A 17,872-nucleotide genomic window follows, 5' to 3' on the forward strand; every position below is an offset into this window, starting at 1 on the left:
AGCCAAACTTGAGTGAAGTCCGGCTTTGCTCTTGGGGCACTTTATATCAAGGGTATACCCGGTGCCTTAAGGTTATTCCTGGTTGAGTGTCAGTCCCGGTGTTGTTTTTTGCGGTAAAAAGCTTCTCAGGGCATTGAGCATAAACAGGATGATAAAGCCGCCGCCGGCGGCAAAAACGACATCACCGGGCAAACGCCACCACACCAGGCTTTCCACCGCTGCGCTGTGAATGATTTCCGGCGATCTTGCATACCAGTAACCTTGCTCCATGACCGCATTAAACTGGATCACACCTACCGGTAATAGCGACATAAAGGCCATCATCGCCAGACCCAGGTTTAAGGTCCAGAAGGCGTATTTAAGCAGCTTATCGTTCCAGTAATTCTCGCTCACCATAGGGCGGACGCAGAACAGGATCAAGCCTATGCCGAGCATGCCGTAGACGCCCATAAAGGCGGTGTGGGCATGTAAGGCGGTGATGTTCAGCCCCTGGATATAATATAACGAGATCGGCGGGTTGATGAGGAAGCCAAAGACACCGGCGCCCACCAGGTTCCAGAAAGAGCAGGCAACGAAGAACATAATCGCCCATTTATAACGTGTCATCCAGGGAGAGGCCTGGCCGAGTTTGTAACTCTCGAACGCTTCAAAACCTATCAGCGCCAGCGGCACTACTTCCAGGGCAGAGAAAGAGGCGCCCCAGGCGATAACCGAGGTTGGCGTACCGCCGAAATATAAGTGGTGCAGGGTGCCGATAATGCCGCCGGTGAGGAAAATAACCGTGGTAAAGAGTACCGTGGTATTGGCGGATTTTGCCCGTATCAGGCCAAGGCGGACAAATAATAACGACACCACGGCGGCGGCAAAGGTTTCAAAGAAGCCTTCCACCCACAGGTGTACCACCCACCAGCGCCAGTATTCGGCAATGGCGAGATGGGTGTGTTTGCCCATCATCAAACCAACCCCGTAGAACAACCCTATGGCGACGGAAGATAAAAACAGCACCATGACCACAGGCCTGTGTTCGTGGTTATCGCTCAGGGCGGGCAGGATGGCGCGGGTGATCAGGGCGAGCCAGATCAGCAAACCTGCCAGCAATAAAATCTGCCAGATGCGGCCAAGGTCGACGAACTCATATCCCTGATGACCAAACCAGTAACTGGTGTCCAGGTCCCAGATTTGCTGCGCGGCATACCATTCGCCGAACATGGAGCCTAAAACCACCACCAGCAGCGCGACCCAGAGCACATTTACGCCGAGTTTCTGAAATTTGGGTTCATGATTTGACAGGGCGGGGGCAATAAATAATCCGGTGCCGAGCCAGGCGGTGGCTATCCAGAATACCGCCAATTGGGTATGCCAGGTGCGGGTAACGGCATAAGGCAGGATTTCCGCCAGCGGGTAGCCGTAAAACTCCTGGCCTTCCACTGCGTAGTGGGCGGTAATGCCGCCGAGGGTGATTTGTAATAAAAACAAGCCGATAGCGGTAAGAAAATATTTAAAGACCGCACGTTGCGACGGTTTAATGTCCAGGGACAGCAGCGGGTCGGTTTTTGACGGCGTCGGCAGCGGTTCATGTTTTAAGCTGGCATGGTACCACACCAGGGCGCCGATGCCGGCGATCATTAAAATAATGGAGAACATCGACCAGCCGAGCAGATCGCCGTCCGGTTCGTTGGCAACCAGCGGCTCATAAGGCCAGTTACTGGTATAGCTGATGTCTTTGCCCGGACGTTCTGTGACCGTGGCCCAGGTGCTCCAGAAGAAAAAGGCGCTTAAGCGGTAGGCGCGTTGTTTATCTTTCAGCACCCCTTCTTTTAATGCGTATTGTTCACGCAGGGCGGTAAATTGCGGATCGGCACTGAATAAGCCCTGGTAGTAGCGGCTCAGGGATAAAATCACCTGTGCCCTGTTTTCGGAGACAGTGATCTCACCGGTGGCCGGATTATAACGGTTGGCACGGATATCTTGCTGCAGTTGCGCCTGCAGGTATTTTTGCTGCGGCACGGTTAAGCTTTTATAGCTTTGGTTATAGACGGCTTTGGCCAGTAGCTCTAACGAGGCCAGGGCTTCACGGTGCAGCCAGTCGGCGTTCCAGTCGGGGGCGAGCAAACTGCCGTGGCCCCAGATAGAGCCGTTTTGGTGTCCGCCCATAGAGCGCCACACCAGTTGACCCTGCTCGATATCTTCTTTAGTAAAGATGACCTGGCCGCTTTCGCTTTGGATCCGCTCTGGGATAGGGGGCGCTTGCTGGTAGATTTCACTGCCAAGGTAGAGCAGCACGCCAAATGAGCAGATAAAGACAGCAAAGAGTGCTTGCCAAATGCGTTTAGTTGATTTCATGCTTTATCCTTTTTTAAGTTGTCCATATGACATTTAAATATGTGTGGTTGTAAATTTGATACTGTCTAAAAGACACTCTTTGTACTTATACCAGTTGTAAAACCCCCATGGCGGCATAGCCGTCAAGGCAGTGTTCGCCGGTGCCTTCTGATTCGTTCTTGTTATGTTTCTTTGTTTTAAGTGGTTGATTTATAGTGTTTATTTTGTTTGTTTTCCTGCTGGGAGTTATTTTAAATAATGTCATTAATGCTTTGCTTTTCATGAGCTTTCCCACCTGTGCTAGCGATGAATCGTTGGTTTTGAATTTACGGTTAACCCGGATATTGCACAGGCTGTACCAGAAAATGATCAGGAGAAGATGCTTATGATAAAAAGCAATTAAATGAATAGTTTATGGATTTTTATCCGCTTGGACTCAGGCGAATTTATGGAAAAATGTACCGGTTTAGCAGCAGTTAACCGTTATTTTTTACTATTAATAACTTGGTTAAAACGTTATGGCATAAAGCTTGATATTGCTAAGGGTAATTGAAGTTGGCGTTTAACGATCGCCAGAAGTACTTGGAGTGATTATGCAATCATTATTTTTTAGAATGCGGCTGATCCATTGGTTAGGTGCCATAGGTTTATTTTTTAATGCCCTGCTGTATACCGAGCAAACATTTTCCCAGGTGTTGCAGTATATCGTAGTGCTGTTACTGGTGATCCACGATTTGGATGAGAAACACTGGGGGGTAGACTCGTTAAGGAAGATCACTGCCTATATGGGGCATTTTGAACAAAAAAACCTTTCGGTTCCCTGTGATATCAACAGTGACTATAACAGTGAGATGGGTAAGATTTTAAAGGTTATCAATGCCTTCAGGGAGAATGTTCAAAAGACACTGTTGGGGATCAAGGCCCAGGCGGATACCTCGGAACAAGTGGCGCAGGTGTTGACGACAAAAACATCGAGTATTGCCCGGCGGATATCGCAACAGGATTTAAGGGTCGGCACCATTTCCCAAAAATGCCAAACCCTGGATGAATACTCCCTGACCCTGGTGGAAAAAGCCAAAGATACCGAATCCCGGGTTCATCAAACCAAGCAGGGGCTGCAAGATACCAGTAGCAGTATGGAAACCATGGCGGACATGGTGCGGCTTTATGTCAGCAGTAGCGAAAGCCTCAGTGGAAAATTTGATGCCTTGTCGGAGCAGGCAAGTGCTATTGCCTCTGTGGTGTCTGTGATCAATACCATAGCGGAGCAAACCAATTTGCTGGCACTTAATGCCGCGATTGAAGCGGCCCGGGCAGGGGAGCATGGCCGGGGCTTTGCCGTGGTGGCAGGTGAAGTCAGGCAGCTGGCCAATTCCACCCAAAGCAGTTTGCTGGAAATTAATCAAATTATCACCAATATCGCGGATGCGGTGAAACAGGCGGATGAAGAAGTAAAATTACAGTCGCAAAATTTGTCTAAGCTTTCGCAGCATTCCCGGGTGAGTCAGAAAGAAATTACCCGGGCATGTGAAAATATCGACAGCATTTTGCAGTTGATCGGCGGGCAAGCAAACCGGGAAGATGCTGATATCCGCCATATCCATTCACTGGTAACACAGGTGGTTGAAGAGATTACGATTTTGCGTGAACTTTCCGGCTCAAATGCCGACGATTGCCGGGAGTTGAACCTTGAAGGTAAACGTCTGGAAGGGGTAACCAGGGAAATTGTTGCCCAGCTTGATACCTTTATTATTTAAAGTCCCGGAGGCTTGCCGGTCGGCAGCTTTGTAGCCGGCGTGATGATTTATTGTGGACCGGCACTATTGCTGACTGGCGTAATATGCCAGCAGCGCCTGCCACTCATGTTCGGTAATTTTATTTAGCATGATTTTCATTTTCTTTTCCATCTCCCGAGAGCCGTCACGGTAAGCCTGCATGGTGGTTCTCAGGTAGGGGCTCCACTGGCCGGCGAGCAGGCCGCTATCATCACCGGCTCTGCTGCCTCCTTGCTTATGGCATCGTCGACAGTAGCTTTGATGGATTTTTTCCCCCAGGTCTACCAGTAGCGGATTAAAGTTTTGTTTGGCCGGTACAAACCTTTGCGCGGCAAAATACAGGGAAATATAAGTGATTTGTTTATCGGATAATTTATCGCTGATGGCTTTCATATCTGTGGCGGCGCGCCGAAGGTCGCCGTGGCGGTATTTTGAAGCTGGCGCCGGCCGCAGTTTGCTTTGATAGGCATAGAGACTGGCTTTGTGATAGGCCGCCGACAAACCGGCAATGGTGGGCACATCGCTGTGCACGCTGACGCCGTTTTCGCCATGGCAGTCCATGCAATGGCGGATAAAGGCGGGTACGTCACCTTTTACCTGTGGTGTTAGCATCAATAGTACGACCAATACAGCTGAAGAGATCAGCTTGCCTGTTTGTCTGTTATATTGGCGCAGGCACGCACTGGCTGTTATCCGTTGCTGAATAGACATAAGTATGAAAGATGAAACCTGCTGCCTAAAAATAAAGGTAAAATTATTGTTAATATTATTCTAGCTTGTCTGCGGCGATTATCCTGTTATATTCCTTCTAACGTACGCCGGACCCAGCCAAAAAAGTACTTTCTACTGGTTTTGCGCTTTTCGCAGATATCGACATAACGGCCTATTTTGGCGAGGGCGAAGACAGCCAAAAAAGCCCGTTTATCATCGGCATTGATTTTTTTCAGGGTCTTGGGGCCGACAATACCGTCTGCCTTGGCGCCAACGGTGACCTGGGCCAGTTTGGCGCTGGTCTTGGGGCCGGCATTGACGGCGAAATCAAAAATGGATGCGGCGATGTCCTGCTCTGCGATGTCATCGCCGCTGATCTTGTCCCAGTAATTGCTTTTATAGAGGTTTTTTATCTGGCTTTGCAGGGCAAGATGGGCATCCAGGTTTTCGGGAAAGTCATCGCTTTTTTTCAGCAAATCTATTTCCTTCCATCCCGGCCACTTTGGGTTCCTGGCCCGGGCGACGCCCTTATAGGTTTCCCCGCCGGGGTCATCGGGATCATGGACATAGCCGCCTTCAGCTGCCATGGTAAGTTCAAATGCGGTGTCGAAATCTGCCATGGCACTTTCCCTTTGTTGGACTTTTTTATTAGCTATCTTGCTAAGTGTATGACAATGAACGGCTTTATTGATTAACACTTAGCAATAAGTATTGAACATTTTGTTTGAAAAGCAAGCGATCCGAAATGTCGCAGACCATCTTTCCCGGGAGATGAAAAAGTACTATTACTCGCTGTAAAATTAACTAAACACTTGAATTTATGTTGATTATTTAGTGACAAAACCATCAATAGTCGGCACAATGTCTTTGCCCTGTGAGGTAAGTGTTATTGGCCTGATAATTTTGAAGTTTTCAGCCCTATAACACTTTGAGGGCATTATCATGAAATCAACACATCCTAAAATAGTCATTGTCGGTGGCGGTGCGGGGGGCTTGGAATTAGCCACGCAGTTAGGACATAAACTGGGAAAACGTAATAAAGCACAGATACTGTTAATTGATAAAAATCGCAATCATATCTGGAAGCCGCTGTTACATGAGGTGGCGACGGGCTCGCTTGACTCCGATCTTGACGGTGTGGTCTATTCCGCCCATGCTGCCAAACATGGCTATCAGTTTCAGCTCGGTACTTTCAGTGCCCTGGATATTAAAAATAAATCCCTGACCCTGGCACCGCAGCTGGATGAAAATGGCCAGCAAATATTACCCTGGCGCGAGGTCAGTTACGATAAGCTGGTGATTGCCGTCGGCAGTGTCAGTAATGACTTTAATACTCCCGGCATTAAAGAACATTGTTATTTCCTTGACTCCCATCAGCAGGCGAAACGCTTCCACAATGCCCTGCTGGATAATTTTACCCGCATTCATCAGGCGGAAAACAACAAATCCCTAAATATCGCCATCGTCGGTGCCGGCGCCACCGGGGTGGAACTTTCTGCCGAGCTGTATCATGTTGCCGATCTGCTCAAAGTTTACGGCCTGAGCAATATGACCGGGAAAAAACTCAATATTCACCTGATTGAAGCGGGAAGCAGTATTTTACCTGCCTTACCGCCTAGGATCTCGGCTGCGGTGCGCCGCGAATTGTCCGGGCTCGGCGTAAATGTGATGGAGAATACCCGGATAGCCAAAGCCAGTGAGCAAGGTTTTATTACCAGCGAGGAACAGCTTATTCCGGCAGATTTGATGCTGTGGGCCGCCGGGGTTAAGGCGCCTGATTTTATTAAGGATATGGGGATTTTTGAATTGAACCGCGCCAACCAGATTCTGGTAAAAGGAGATTTAACGGCGAGTGTTGATGCGGATATTTCGGTGATCGGCGATTGTTGTGCCTGCCGTCTTCCCGACGGCAACTGGGTGCCGCCACGGGCCCAGTCGGCGCACCAGATGGCGTTGTGCGTACAAAAGAATCTGCTCAGGGAGTTTAAAGGCCAGCCGTTAGTGGATTATCAATATGTCGATTACGGCTCGCTGGTGAATTTATCCCGTTACAGTACCATCGGCAGCTTGATGGGCAATTTAACGAAAAACAGTATGTTTGTTGAAGGACGGATTGCCCGCCTGGTTTATATTTCCCTGTACCGCATGCACCAGAGGGCGATACATGGCACTGCCAAAACAATCGCCTTGTGGTTTGCGGAAAAGATCATGAAGGTGGTGCGCCCGAGGATGAAATTACATTAGGCAAACCAGGCAGCCTTGCTGGTGAATTGCTTTATTAATCCGTGATCGGCGCATCAATTGTTTCCAGGGGCGGTTGCTCGTTTTGTGCCTGGCCCCTGGGTTTAAATTGTACGATTAGCAACGGCAGCAAGGTCATATTGGCAAACAGCGCCATCAGCATGGCAAAACCGGTGAGCAGGCCGAAATAGACGGTAGGCACAAAATTGGACAGGGCGAGGATAGAAAAGCCCAGGGTGATGGTGATGGAAGTGTAATACATGGCCTTGCCGATACTGCCGTGACAGTGCCTGACCGAGCGCCAGTAGTGCTTGTGGCTGTCAAATTCGCTGTTAAAGCGGTCGACATAATGGATGGAATTATCCACCGCGATGCCGATACAGATGGCGGCTATGGTGATGGTCATCAAGTCCAGCGGGATGCCGATAAACCCCATCAGCCCCAGCACCATAGCGGCGGCCACCATATTGGGGATCAGGGCGATCAGGGATAATTTAAAGTTTCTAAACAGCACCAGAAACATCAGCAGTATCGCCAGAAATACTACCCCTATGGTGAGGATCTGCGATTTAAACAGGCTTTGCAGCATATTGTTATACAGCACCACCATGCCGGTGAGGTGGATTTGTCCGTGCTCGAGCTGAAAATCGCCGGTTAATTTTTCGCGGATTTTTTCCAGTAATTGCTCCCGTTTGAGGTTGGGGTCCGACTCAAAGATACGAATGCCAAAACGCAGCTGGTTACCGTCTTCGGACATATAGGGCGTCACCAGAGAGGATTTGATTTCTTCCGACAGCTTGCTATGGAGCACCGAGAGCATAAAGTTGTCGTTGACCACCTGGGGATCCAGGGTTTTGAGCATGGCCATGGTACTGGCGATGGAAAGCACTTTGCCGGTTTCTCCCAGGCTTTCCAGGTACTCATGTATTTGCCGGACCTGATCCAGTTGCTGCACATTAAACCAGTAACTGTTGCCGGTAATACCGGCTTCGGTGGCGTCGTCATAGCTAAAATCTTCCGCATCCATGCCAAATTCTTCCAGAAACTCTTCATCGATTTCTTCTTCCTCATCCGCCTGCTCAAAGAAGGCCGCGGGGGCATCCAGTACCACTTCCAACGGTGTGGTGCCGCCGAGTTTTTGATCGATAAGCTCCATACCCTGATAGATTTCCGTCGATTTTTTAAAATAGTCGATAAAGCGGTTTTCCACCGTTAATAGCCCTATGCCGGCGATGCTGAGCAGCACCAGCAGGGCATAGGCGGATAAGATTTTTTTCGGGTAAAGCTGGATTTTTCCGGCGATATATTTAGTCATTTTGCTGGTGAGATCTTGCTGCACCGCGGGTTTTCCTGGTTTTAACAACATCAAAGTGGCGGGAAACAGGGTAAAGGCCAGGATGAAAGACACCGCCATGCCCATAATCATCATCCAGCCGAAATCGATTAACGGCCGGATAAAACTGATCAGCAGGGAGCCGAACGCTATCATGGTGGTGGTGGTGGTATAAAAACAGGGGATGAGCTTTTTATACATGGTGGTCAGGACCAGGTAGCGCTGCTCCGCTTGAGGTTGCTCGCTGTGCAGCTCCTGGTAACGTACGATCAAATGTACCGTCAGCGACAGGGTTACGATCAGCATCAGGGAAATAAAATTGGCGGAGACCACGGTGATCGGCCAGTCGAGCAGGGTCAGTAATCCCAGCATAACACTGCCGGCGCAAAAGCAGGTAACCATAGGCAGGACCACCCAATGGAGTCTGCCAAAGGCGATGGCGAGAATAAAGATGATAAAAGCCAGTACGCCTACGCTGAAGGTGGTCAGATCATGGGCAATATAATCGATGGAGTCGGCAGTGATCATGGGAATGCCGCCAAGGAAAATATCGGCGCCGCCCCTGTGCTGGTCCAATACCTGGCGCACCCCGGCAATCATCTCTTTGAGTTGTTGCTGCAAGCTGGCGGTATAATGGTAAAACTCTTTCGATACCTGCTCCAGTTGCGCCAGCTCTATAGGTGTTAATGCCTGTTTAAGTTGTTTTTCCCGTAAGCCGTTGCGCTCTGCCAGTAAGCGGTAGTATTTCTCGTTTCGGGTAATATTGACCTGCAGCCCGGTGGTTTGGCCGTCTTCGCTGATCAGCATGTTTTTATACAGGGGGCTGGTGATAAACTCCTTACGGGCAAGCTCTGTATCCAGTCCCGGGGTCGATAAGGTGCGGATGCCGTCTTGTAATTGATCCAGGGTGATGCGCGGGCTGTTGATTAAGGGGACATCCCAGATGCTGACGACGGACGATACGCCGTTAATGGCGGCGAGTTTATCCCTGAGCTGCTTGAGATCGTCGAGCACGGCCTGGGAAAACAAATCTTTTTTCGGCGAGTAAGTGACAAACAGGTAGTCATCAGAGCCGTACCTGGCTTTAATGCCGCGGTAATATTTCAGTGATTGATCATTTTCCAGGATCAGGGTGTCGGCAGAAGCATCCAGGCGTATGCCCGGGGCATAATAAGTAAAGGCAAGCACCACCAGGGCGATCACCGCTAAGGTTGTTTTCGGCCGGTCTATGATAAAGCGTTCGTAATAGGCAGAGATCGAAAACACCATATCCTTCTCCAGATTTGTTATTTATGCTAGAACGTTAGTCGGCTTGGTTCTTTTTATCAGTTGTACTTATTGACTTGGGAAAAAACATCGCGGCAAAAGGCGATACCTGTATTTGAATTAACTTCGATTTCAGTCCCTTACTTTAATTTTAACTATAGTAAATAACGTGAATTTAGCGCTGTAATTTCCCGGAAACCCGGATGAAATATTTCAACCAGGGCTGGTCTTTCTATTTATAGTTAATATAAATCAAGTAGTTATTGGTGATTGAAGAGGGCGAAAGAGCAAAGCCAGAGAAATTTGCTCTTTCGGATCAGGCGAGTGGGTTATTCACTTAACACCGGCCTTAGCCAACCGCTTAATTATAAAAATACACTGACATTAAATGCTTTGCCGTTGTCAATTAACGCTACCGAATAGTTAACCGGGATAGAGTTGCTGATATCCGGGCCGTCTAGCTGTAACTGGGCGGCGCATTGGTAAGCTAAAGTCTGCTCATCCATGTCTGTGGTGTTGATGGCCTTTAAAGTTAAATTCAAATCCGAAGTCTCTGAGGGGGCTAGGTGTTTGAGGATTTCTTTTTCTGACAATTCAATCACCAGTTCGGTCACCTCGCTGCTGTAACATTGTGGCGTTTGCACCGGCATCAACTGCCAAGCCAGGCCAAAAAGCAATCCTAAAGCGAGTAAGGGGGAGGCGATGATACCAGCTGTTGAGGTAAACTTTGTCGGCAGGCCGGGCCAGGTTTTTTCTTGCTGAGTGATAAAACGGAAATAATCATAATTGGCCAGCTGGGCGCATATTGCCGCAGGGACAATCCAGTAGGCGAGATTGGCCAGTTTGGTTTCCAGGGTAATTTCAACAATAAAGATCAAACAACTCCACAGCCAGGTCAGTGCCAACAGCAAGGCGCCTTTGTGCCACATTTTTTTGCCGAAATAATAAAAAGGACCAAACAAAAAGGCGAACAGGTTGAAGCTGATTTGCTGCCTTTGTTTAAATGGCAGGGCTTTAAAGCCATCTCCCCTGGCGGCCTGAAAGATAAACTGTTTATCCGCACCAATTTTTTCCAGCAGTGCGAACTTTGTCTGCCATTTATCCGACACCTGATATTTAGAGCCGTTATCGGCCAAGCCTTGTTCAGCCATAAGTCTTCCTTTTGTTAAGCCCGCCTGTTTACCATGGCCTTATTATATTGGCTAAGTTGTTTAAAATTAAAGTAATTTCAGTATACATGCTTTTTAGCATTTAACCCGGTGTTTTGCGGGAAAGTTCAGCCATGACAAAGTCCAGGAAACAGCGGACTTTTCTTGGCACATACTGGCGATGGGGATAGATGGCAAACAAGCCGAATTCCAGTGTGGTACATTCGGGTAATACCTGTATTAGCCGGCCATCTTTGAGAGCATCTTCAACAATAAAGGCGGGGATCATGCCGATGCCGCCGCCGGCAATGGAAATCTCCCGTACCGCCTGCGGGCTGTTAACCGCGATATGGGACGAGACATTAATGCTGTGGGCAATCCCCTGCGCTGAGATGATCGGCCATTGCTTGCCGATACGAAAATTACTGTCAATGATGCAGTTGTGATCGGCGATTTGCTGTGGTGTTGTCGGCAGTCCCTGTTGCTCGATATAGGCGGGAGAGGCGCATAATAGCAGCGGGAAGCTGCCTAACTGGCGGGCGATCATAGTGGAGTCGTCAACACCGCCGATACGGATACGGACATCTATGCCTTCTTCGAGCATGTCTATGGCGCTGTTGGTCAGGCGCAATTCGATCTGCAAATCCGGGTATAGCCGTAAAAATTTTGGCAGTAGCGGCGACAGGGTTTTTTCACCAAAAGTTACCGGAGCACTCAGGCGCAATACCCCCCGCGGGCTGGTTTGTTCGCCGGTCACCTTGTCTACCATAGCCGTGTATTGTTCCAGCAAATTCAGCGCCAGCTGATAATAACTGCGCCCGGCTTCGGTTAGTGCCAGCTGTCGGGTGGTGCGGTTAAACAAGCGGGTGCCCAAATGTTTCTCCACTTCCCCGACATATTTGCTGACCAGGGCTTTCGACATGCTCAGGCGCTCGCCGGCGGCAGTGAAAGAGCCGGTTTCTACCACGGCAACCACGGTTTTCATGCCATCGAGGGTATCCATCGTTAAACCTTATCTTGCTACCTGACTATGTGCCCTAGTTTACTACTGTCAATGTTTTGTTGACAAGTATTCAATGTTGAGGGCGTTTATCAATAAATTGCCCTAGTGAATAATACAGCCATCGCAGCACAGCAGCTAACAGTTACAGGAGAGCTTGAATGAACAAAATTGAAATTTATACCCGCCCCGGATGCGGTTATTGCACCCACGCCAAGCGCCTGCTGGCGGGGGCAGGGCTGAGTTTTATCGAATACGACGTCTATCAGTATCCCCAATACCTGGCCCGGATGCAGTTGCGTACCCCGGGCAACACTTATCCCCAGATATTGATAAACGATGTCGCCATCGGGGGTTTTAGCGAGTTACTGGCCATGCAGGAAAGTAAGTTATTGCCGGGCTGCTAGTTGAACATAAACGAGCGGTTTTTATTGTAAAGCGCTTTGAAAAGCGCATTAAACAGGAGATTTCTGATGACTACCCTAAATAAGTTATTTGACAACAAAACAAATTTTAAAAACCATCTCATTACCGCTGCCGGGGCCTTGGCTCTTGCCATTGCCGGTATTAGCGATGTCCGGGCTTCACAAACCTTGCATAAAACCATAGAGGTTGCAGGGCAGCAGATTTTTTACCGCGAAGCCGGTGATAACAGCGCACCGACCATAGTGTTGTTGCATGGTTTCCCGACCTCGTCCCATATGTACCGTAACCTGATCCCAGAGCTGGCACAGGACTACCATGTTATCGCCCCGGATTATCCCGGCTTTGGCAATAGCTCGATGCCGGCAGTGGATGAATTTGAATACAGCTTTGATAACCTGGCAAAGATCACCGACGAATTTTTAGCTAAGATCGGCGCCGAGCAATATAGCCTGTATGTGATGGACTATGGCGCGCCGATAGGTTTCAGGATTGCTGCAGCACATCCCGAGCGGGTACAGGGATTAATCGTACAAAACGGCAATGCCTATGACGAAGGGCTGCGGGACTTCTGGAAACCGATCAAGGCTTATTGGCAAGATAAAAGCCCGGCAAACGCCAAAGCATTGAAAGATGCTTTGTTAACCATAGAGGCGACACAGTGGCAATATACCAATGGTGCCCGCAACAAGGAAACCATCAGTCCGGATAACTGGATTGTCGATCAGGCCAAGCTCGATCGTCCCGGCAACAAAGACATACAGCTGGAGTTATTTTATTCCTACGGCACCAATCCGGCCTTGTATCCACAGTGGCAGGCCTATTTCAGAAAGCACCAGCCGCCGACATTGCTGGTGTGGGGCAAAGGGGACTATATCTTCCCGGAAGAAGGCGCACACCCGTACAAGCGTGATTTGAAAAACCTGGACTTTCATATCCTGGATACCGGACACTTTGCCCTGGAAGAAGACGGTGATGTGATTGCCGGTTTGATCCAGAGCTTTATGAAAAACCAAGTGCTGGGCAAATAAAGCTGCCGCTTGATGTAAATGGCAATCCTTGCTGCTTCAGTCGGGATTGCCTGGTTTTTTTGTGATGTAAGCCAAGCAAGTCAAGCATAGTTAAGAGGTCAGTAGAAGGTAGTTATACTGGCCCGGAGATCATTAGTCATGACAGATATTAAAGATAACAGCGAAAACAGCTCCCCTTTTCATAAGGGAGAGCAGGCGCTGCAAAGCAGGATGGGGGTGAGGGAGCAGGTGGAGCGTTTTGGCCGCCGGGTGATCCGCGATTATATGCCGGACCAGCACAGGCATTTTTATCAGCAGTTGCCTTATCTTTTTGTCGGCCACGGTGATGAGGACGGTTGGCCCTGGGCTTCGATGCTGTTCAACCGGCCGGGTTTTATCACCTGCCCCGATGATAAAACCTTAAACATCAATACCCGACCGGTAAAGGGAGATCCGCTGCTAAAAGCGCTGAATACCGGCGCCCGTCTGGGGCTTTTGGGCATAGAGCTTAATACCCGCAGGCGCAACCGCCTGGCGGCACATATCATACAAACAGATGAGCAGGGGCTCACGCTCGCCGTCGACCAGGCCTTTGGCAACTGCCCGAAATATATCCGGCCAAGGGAGCTGGACACTTGTATTGCCGATGATATGTTGCCGGCAACCGTGCATGGATTTACCGGCTTAGATGATGAGGCCAGGGCGCTGATCGAAAAAAGCGACACTTTTTTTGTCGCCAGTTTTATAGAAAATCGCCGGGGAGAGGCCAGCGAAGGGGCGGATGTTTCCCACCGCGGCGGCGAGCCCGGTTTTGTCCGTATCGATAATCACCAGAGCCTGACCATTCCCGATTACGCCGGCAATTTTCATTTTAATACCCTGGGGAATTTTGTGAACAATCCTAAAGCGGGTTTACTTTTTATTGATTTTGAAAACGGCCATATGCTGACCCTGACCGGACCGGTGGAGCTCTTATTCGACAGCCCCGAGATTGATACCTTTACCGGTGCCGAGCGCTTGTGGACCTTTAATTTACACCGGGGCTATTGGTTGAAAAATGCCCTGGATTTGCGCTGGCAGTTATTATAGTTTGTTGGGCCGTTAAACTCCCGGTAACTTAGACGCCTTTTTATTTTTTTTATTTTTTTGATTTTTTTTAAATTATCTTGAACTAATTTTGCCGAGGCCACTCTTATTAACCGAGAGACTTTTATTTCCCTTAGTGTTTCATGTTTTGTTTTATGTTTGACATAGCGCGTTTTATTAACGCGCTTTTTTTTGTTAAAAATTCATGAAGTTAATTGTGTATTCGAGCTGCAGACGGGATAAAGGGGATATCAACCGGGGTGAAGGATATCGCTGTTGATTTGCCGCCGGCTCAGAACAGCAGCGGTTAGTCGCTGAGTCAAAGCGGCGGCAAAAAAATTGCAGTAATCAGAACCTGAAAACATGGGGTGCTTTACAGTATTGGTCGATGGAACAGCCCCTGAAGTGATTTTTCCCCCTGTTGGCTACCTCCATTATCGGGTACTCGTCATATTCCTTTTGTTGGTCATCCGACATGTTCAGCCGTTGCGCTGTTGCCGTTTTTATTTTGCCGGATGACCCCGATTTAATAGCAAAATCAAAAATCATGGCATAGTTCCTGTTGCCGGTATTGATATAACGCTCGGCATCTATGGCCATATACCAGATACCGCTGGCACGCATGCCGTCATCGCCGGTGAAGATCTTCCCGTTATGGGGATCTGTCCAGCGGCTCCAAATTTGCAGCTGTGAAATGTCGATGCCATTACGGTTCATTTCCCTGACTGCGTCACATAAGTTGGTAAACTGGGGTTTGTAATGGCCGCTTTTATCCGTGATCACCAGGGGAATGCCATTTTTGACATAGATTTCACCGGCAGCCTTTACCGGCTTGCCCCCTAAAAAGGAGGCGTGGAACCAGCCGGTGGCGGTATTATGAGTGGCGGCATAGAGTTTGCCTTCCGGGGACATGACAAAAATAGCCCAACCTTTGCCGCAAAAATTGGTGCTGTTGTTTTCTGAGCCCCAGGGCAGCATCTCTGCCGGTGACTTCAGGTATTTTATCAGCCGGTTTTGAAAAAATAACCGGTATTGCTCCCGGCCTTCTTCATCCAGGTAGGTGGTCGGCAATAGCCCGACATTTCGGGTCAGCCGGCTGATATCCTCATCGCTTTGGGTTTCCAGCCAGCGATAAAATGACAACATAGTGCTGTTATCTTCATACCTGGCTTTTTTCCATTCCCTGAATACCTGGTTGTTATTGGGATTTTTCCAATTGGTGTGTAAGGGATCTATTGCTTCGCGCCAGTAATGTTCATGAAGCTGGCGGCCGTCGTCGGGTTTGCCGATATACTGCTGCAGTCCTCTGATCTGTTTGATGGTTGCTGCCCAGCGGCCCATGGCGCTGTTGGCTTTTTGCAGCGGGGTCTTGTTGCCTGAGCCGAACATGGCCGGCAGGCGTTTTTCTGCCAGCAGGGCTTCTTTCAGGTATTTTATCTTCACTACCGCCTGGTTGTAGACGGCTTCGGCGGCGTTGATCTTTCTTTTGCGCCTGGTATCCTGCCAGACAAACAGCTTTTTGGCATCGGCATATTCCCTGGCGATGTCCATCACTTGCTTTAACGAGGATATACGCTGTTCAATTTTGTTTTTCGCTATTGCATGGTATGAGCTCAAGGCATTGTCTATCTTGATCAAATGCTTATGGCCTTTACGCCTTTGGCTCCAGTGGCTGCTGGCGTTTTGAAATTCTTCAAGCGTCATGATATCGGCGGGCATAGTGGTTTCCCCCTTTCAACGAGCATGCTCAGTTAAATTATTTAGTCATTCATCTTGCTTTACCACTATCTAAGGAACATTTTTCTCGCCGGAGTTTTGTTTTTTGCAAATAATTTTGAACTAATTTTGCAGGCGCCGCTCTTATTAACCGAGAGACTTTTATTTCCCTTAGTGTTTCATGTTTTATACATAACGCGTTTATTTAAACGCGTTTTTTTTTGCCTGATTTTCTCTTCCGGTTTTTGAAAAAAAGCTTGTCTTTTCAAGGCTTGGCACTCAAGCTTAATCTAATTGCATCAACGAGAGGTGTCTGTGATGATGGCTTTAATGGACAATGACAAGATTAATATCGGTATCAGCAGTTGTTTGCTCGGTGAAAATGTCAGGTTTGACGGCGGCCATAAATTTAATGCCTATATTGCCAATGTCCTGGAGCCCTTTTTTCAGTTTATTCCCTTTTGTCCTGAAGTCAGTATTGGTTTAGGCATTCCCCGCCAGGCCATTCGTTTGGTGTTAACAGATCAGCACATAAAATGTGTCGGCAGCAAGGATGAAACCTTGGACGTAACCGAATCCCTGGAGCAATGCGCACAGGAGCAGCAGGACTGGCACCGTAAAATCTCGGGTTATATCGTAAAAAAAGACTCTCCCAGCTGCGGTATGGAAAGGGTCAGGGTTTATCAGCAGAAGATGCCGGCCCGTAACGGCATCGGCATATATACCCGGCGGCTGATGAAAAATTTTCCCTGTCTGCCGGTGGAAGAAGAAGGACGTCTCGGGGATGCGGTGATCCGGGAAAACTTTATACAGAGGGTATTTATCTACCACCGCTGGCAGCAATTATTGGCGGGGGAAGTCAGCTGGTCTTTACTGACAGACTTTCATGCCCGACATAAATATATTTATATGAGCCATAATCAGAAAAAGGCCAGGGAGCTGGGAAAATGGCTGGCACAGCATCATGAGTTGCCTATAGACGAGGTTTGCCGCCAGTATCTGGAACATATGATGGCATTGCTGAGGATCAAGGCCACCAAAAAGAACCATGTTAATACCCTTAAACATATCCAGGGCTATTTAAAAAATCATTTAAGCCGCTCGGATAAACAGGAGCTGGAGCAGTCGGTGGAATCCTACCGCCAGGGATTGTTACCCTTGATCGTGCCGATTACTTTGCTCAGGCACCACTTTATGCATCACCCCCAGCAATATATTTCTCGCTCCTATTATTTGCAGCCTCATCCGAAAGAGTTGATGCTGCTTAACAGTTTATGAATTTATGATGAAAACAATTATTGTCAATGACAAGATGCAGCAGGGATATCGCTATCAACTCTCGGCCCCCCAGGGGCAGGACTTTTCCCCGGATTTTCAGCCCCAGTTAACCCCCCAGCAAATGCTGGAACTTGGGGTTTTTGGCGGCAAGTATATGACAGATTGTCAGCAGGAATTTCCCCGAGCCTGGTTTAGCAAGGCCAAGCTCAGCCCGGCGGCTAAAGATATCAGTTTGAATTATTTTGCCGTTGATGCTTCTTTGCCCTTAGTTAACTGGCAGCAAAAAGGCTGGATATTTCCCGATGATCCCAGGGGCTGGTTTCAGTGGTATTGCCGTTATTATCTGGGACGGCGCTTACCCGAGGAAGATAAACGCCAGATAAAACGCTGGCGCGCGATGAGCCGTCATATCGGGGCGTTAAAGAAAAATTGCGAGCCGGGGGATTGGACCTGTCGGCGCAAACAGCGCCAGGCTTTGTTGCACTGGGCTTACGATGCCAGGGTATTGTAAATGCTCCCGGTAAAAGAAAACCGGCATCACTGCCGGTTTTATGCTCTGTCTG

The 17,872-nt window shown here is 48.8% G+C and carries 16 protein-coding genes; 8 read left to right on the forward strand and 8 right to left on the reverse strand.

Annotated elements, in window-relative coordinates; genetic code table 11:
- Positions 1-72 precede the first annotated feature (72 nt).
- Together QL234_RS05570 and QL234_RS05575 are read right to left on the reverse strand one after the other, a co-directional pair.
- The gene (locus QL234_RS05570) at positions 73-2,343 is read right to left on the reverse strand and encodes a nitric-oxide reductase large subunit (RefSeq protein WP_281556839.1); all 2,271 of its coding nucleotides are present in this window, start codon (positions 2,341-2,343) and stop codon (positions 73-75) included.
- Between the two features lie 85 nt (positions 2,344-2,428).
- Positions 2,429-2,605 (reverse strand): hypothetical protein, encoded by a 177-nt coding sequence (locus QL234_RS05575; RefSeq protein WP_281556840.1) that lies wholly within the window; start codon positions 2,603-2,605, stop codon positions 2,429-2,431.
- A 120-nt stretch (positions 2,606-2,725) separates the two neighbouring features.
- Between QL234_RS05575 and QL234_RS05580 the strand changes: the two genes are divergently transcribed.
- Entirely contained in the window at positions 2,726-2,875 is a 150-nt protein-coding gene (locus QL234_RS05580; protein ID WP_281556841.1) for a hypothetical protein, read from the forward strand.
- A gap of 40 nt (positions 2,876-2,915) precedes the next feature.
- A complete protein-coding gene (locus tag QL234_RS05585; protein WP_281556842.1) occupies positions 2,916-4,079 on the forward strand; it encodes a methyl-accepting chemotaxis protein in 1,164 nt (387 codons plus the stop codon).
- Between the two features lie 63 nt (positions 4,080-4,142).
- Here QL234_RS05585 and QL234_RS05590 read toward each other — a convergent pair whose 3' ends face one another.
- On the reverse strand, positions 4,143-4,709 hold the full coding sequence (locus tag QL234_RS05590; RefSeq protein WP_281556961.1) for a c-type cytochrome: 567 nt from the start codon (positions 4,707-4,709) through the stop codon (positions 4,143-4,145).
- Positions 4,710-4,894: 185 nt separating this feature from the next.
- Complete coding sequence (locus tag QL234_RS05595) at positions 4,895-5,428, reverse strand: glycosyl hydrolase 108 family protein (RefSeq protein ID WP_281556843.1); 534 nt, start codon at positions 5,426-5,428, stop codon at positions 4,895-4,897.
- Positions 5,429-5,750: 322 nt separating this feature from the next.
- Here QL234_RS05595 and QL234_RS05600 point away from each other — a divergent pair, with 322 nt between their 5' ends.
- Positions 5,751-7,052: an NAD(P)/FAD-dependent oxidoreductase gene (locus QL234_RS05600; protein WP_281556844.1), complete on the forward strand. Its 1,302-nt coding sequence runs from the start codon at positions 5,751-5,753 to the stop codon at positions 7,050-7,052.
- A 34-nt stretch (positions 7,053-7,086) separates the two neighbouring features.
- On the opposite strand, the gene QL234_RS05605 is transcribed toward QL234_RS05600, so the two are convergent.
- The 3 genes from QL234_RS05605 to QL234_RS05615 form a co-directional block, all read right to left on the reverse strand.
- Positions 7,087-9,651 (reverse strand): MMPL family transporter, encoded by a 2,565-nt coding sequence (locus QL234_RS05605; protein WP_281556845.1) that lies wholly within the window; start codon positions 9,649-9,651, stop codon positions 7,087-7,089.
- A gap of 362 nt (positions 9,652-10,013) precedes the next feature.
- Complete coding sequence (locus QL234_RS05610; RefSeq protein WP_281556846.1) at positions 10,014-10,799, reverse strand: DUF2628 domain-containing protein; 786 nt, start codon at positions 10,797-10,799, stop codon at positions 10,014-10,016.
- Between the two features lie 100 nt (positions 10,800-10,899).
- Entirely contained in the window at positions 10,900-11,799 is a 900-nt protein-coding gene (locus QL234_RS05615) for a LysR family transcriptional regulator (protein ID WP_281556847.1), read from the reverse strand.
- Positions 11,800-11,957: 158 nt separating this feature from the next.
- On the opposite strand from QL234_RS05615, the gene QL234_RS05620 reads away from it, so the two are divergent.
- From QL234_RS05620 to QL234_RS05630, 3 genes are all read left to right on the forward strand, one after another.
- Entirely contained in the window at positions 11,958-12,203 is a 246-nt protein-coding gene (locus tag QL234_RS05620) for a glutaredoxin domain-containing protein (RefSeq protein WP_281556848.1), read from the forward strand.
- Between the two features lie 66 nt (positions 12,204-12,269).
- Positions 12,270-13,250, forward strand: a complete 981-nt coding sequence (locus QL234_RS05625; protein ID WP_281556849.1) for an alpha/beta hydrolase — start codon at positions 12,270-12,272, stop codon at positions 13,248-13,250.
- 138 nt (positions 13,251-13,388) lie between these two features.
- Positions 13,389-14,318 (forward strand): pyridoxamine 5'-phosphate oxidase family protein, encoded by a 930-nt coding sequence (locus QL234_RS05630; protein WP_281556850.1) that lies wholly within the window; start codon positions 13,389-13,391, stop codon positions 14,316-14,318.
- 345 nt (positions 14,319-14,663) lie between these two features.
- Here the strand turns inward: QL234_RS05630 and QL234_RS05635 are convergent, their stop codons facing one another.
- Positions 14,664-16,034, reverse strand: coding sequence for a hypothetical protein (locus tag QL234_RS05635; RefSeq protein ID WP_281556851.1), 1,371 nt, complete (start codon positions 16,032-16,034; stop codon positions 14,664-14,666).
- A 315-nt stretch (positions 16,035-16,349) separates the two neighbouring features.
- Here QL234_RS05635 and QL234_RS05640 point away from each other — a divergent pair, with 315 nt between their 5' ends.
- On the forward strand, positions 16,350-17,309 hold the full coding sequence (locus QL234_RS05640; RefSeq protein WP_281556852.1) for a DUF523 and DUF1722 domain-containing protein: 960 nt from the start codon (positions 16,350-16,352) through the stop codon (positions 17,307-17,309).
- 4 nt (positions 17,310-17,313) lie between these two features.
- Positions 17,314-17,820, forward strand: coding sequence for a hypothetical protein (locus QL234_RS05645; RefSeq protein ID WP_281556853.1), 507 nt, complete (start codon positions 17,314-17,316; stop codon positions 17,818-17,820).
- Positions 17,821-17,872 lie beyond the last annotated feature (52 nt).

Origin of the sequence: Thalassomonas sp. RHCl1 (assembly GCF_947387555.1) — a bacterium.
Taxonomy (GTDB): Bacteria; Pseudomonadota; Gammaproteobacteria; order Enterobacterales; family Alteromonadaceae; genus Thalassomonas.

Bases quoted from the DNA above. Each gene is read 5' to 3' on its own strand.
- QL234_RS05570 (WP_281556839.1), bottom strand. From the start codon at position 2,343: ATGAAATCAACTAAACGCATTTGGCAAGCACTCTTTGCTGTCTTTATC.
- QL234_RS05575 (WP_281556840.1), bottom strand. From the start codon at position 2,605: ATGAAAAGCAAAGCATTAATGACATTATTTAAAATAACTCCCAGCAGG.
- QL234_RS05580 (WP_281556841.1), top strand. From the start codon at position 2,726: ATGAATAGTTTATGGATTTTTATCCGCTTGGACTCAGGCGAATTTATG.
- QL234_RS05585 (WP_281556842.1), top strand. From the start codon at position 2,916: ATGCAATCATTATTTTTTAGAATGCGGCTGATCCATTGGTTAGGTGCC.
- QL234_RS05590 (WP_281556961.1), bottom strand. From the start codon at position 4,709: ATGCTAACACCACAGGTAAAAGGTGACGTACCCGCCTTTATCCGCCAT.
- QL234_RS05595 (WP_281556843.1), bottom strand. From the start codon at position 5,428: ATGGCAGATTTCGACACCGCATTTGAACTTACCATGGCAGCTGAAGGC.
- QL234_RS05600 (WP_281556844.1), top strand. From the start codon at position 5,751: ATGAAATCAACACATCCTAAAATAGTCATTGTCGGTGGCGGTGCGGGG.
- QL234_RS05605 (WP_281556845.1), bottom strand. From the start codon at position 9,651: ATGGTGTTTTCGATCTCTGCCTATTACGAACGCTTTATCATAGACCGG.
- QL234_RS05610 (WP_281556846.1), bottom strand. From the start codon at position 10,799: ATGGCTGAACAAGGCTTGGCCGATAACGGCTCTAAATATCAGGTGTCG.
- QL234_RS05615 (WP_281556847.1), bottom strand. From the start codon at position 11,799: ATGGATACCCTCGATGGCATGAAAACCGTGGTTGCCGTGGTAGAAACC.
- QL234_RS05620 (WP_281556848.1), top strand. From the start codon at position 11,958: ATGAACAAAATTGAAATTTATACCCGCCCCGGATGCGGTTATTGCACC.
- QL234_RS05625 (WP_281556849.1), top strand. From the start codon at position 12,270: ATGACTACCCTAAATAAGTTATTTGACAACAAAACAAATTTTAAAAAC.
- QL234_RS05630 (WP_281556850.1), top strand. From the start codon at position 13,389: ATGACAGATATTAAAGATAACAGCGAAAACAGCTCCCCTTTTCATAAG.
- QL234_RS05635 (WP_281556851.1), bottom strand. From the start codon at position 16,034: ATGCCCGCCGATATCATGACGCTTGAAGAATTTCAAAACGCCAGCAGC.
- QL234_RS05640 (WP_281556852.1), top strand. From the start codon at position 16,350: ATGATGGCTTTAATGGACAATGACAAGATTAATATCGGTATCAGCAGT.
- QL234_RS05645 (WP_281556853.1), top strand. From the start codon at position 17,314: ATGATGAAAACAATTATTGTCAATGACAAGATGCAGCAGGGATATCGC.